The organism is Mesorhizobium sp. WSM4849 (assembly GCF_055811385.1).
This window is the reverse complement of the sequence record NZ_JBVVPW010000107.1, coordinates 1-774: the sequence shown is the minus strand read 5'-3', so window position 1 is coordinate 774 and position 774 is coordinate 1. Positions and strand designations below refer to the sequence as shown.

The following is a 774-nucleotide window of genomic DNA, read 5'->3' as shown; positions in this document are numbered from 1 at the left end:
ACGCCGATATCGTGCTCGATCAGGATGATGGTGACGCCGTGTCGGTCGCGCGCGGCGCGCACAAACCCGGCCATCTCAGCTTTCTCGGTCGCCGTCATGCCGGCCATCGGCTCGTCGAGCAGCAGGATCTTGGGCTCGGCAACCAGCGCTCGTGCCAGCTCGACTCGCTTCTGCAGGCCGTAGGGCAGCGTGGCGACCAGACGATCGGCAACGGCCTCAAGATGCAGGAAGGCAATTGTCTGATCGACCTTTTCGGCGATTCCCGCGTCTTCACGCCGGGCGCGTGGCAGACTGGCAATGTGTTCGACAAAACTGGCGCGCCTGGTGTAGACGCGGCCGGACGCGATGTTGTCGCGAACCGAAAGACCGGAAAACAGCGCCAGGTTCTGGAAGGTGCGGGCGACACCGAGGCGTGCCAGGCGGCTCGCCGGCACCCGGGAGAAGGACTGGCCGTCGATCGCGATCGTGCCGTGGTCGGCGTGATAAAGGCCGCTGATGATGTTGATCAGCGAGGATTTGCCGGCGCCGTTGGGGCCGATCACCGCGCGGATCTCACCGCCTTTGACCTCGAGGTCAACATCGCTCAGCGCCTTGACGCCGCCAAAGGAAATGCCGATCCCGCTCAGTGCGAGAACCGCATCCGGCCGTGACGAGAGGCATGCCGGACGGCTGTCGCCGACGGGGTTAGTCACCGCGAGGATGGCGGAAATTTCGGGCGCGCGCTCGTATGCGGCGGCTCCCAGCGAAGCACCAATCATGAAACGTCCCTGATTT

At 64.6% G+C, this 774-nt stretch carries 1 protein-coding gene; it reads right to left on the bottom strand.

The window, feature by feature from the left end; translation table 11 throughout:
* On the bottom strand, nt 1-758 hold a 758-nt coding region (locus AC0L3L_RS36405; protein ID WP_473642201.1), incomplete at its 3' end, for an ABC transporter ATP-binding protein.
* Between the last annotated feature and the right edge of the window lie 16 nt (nt 759-774).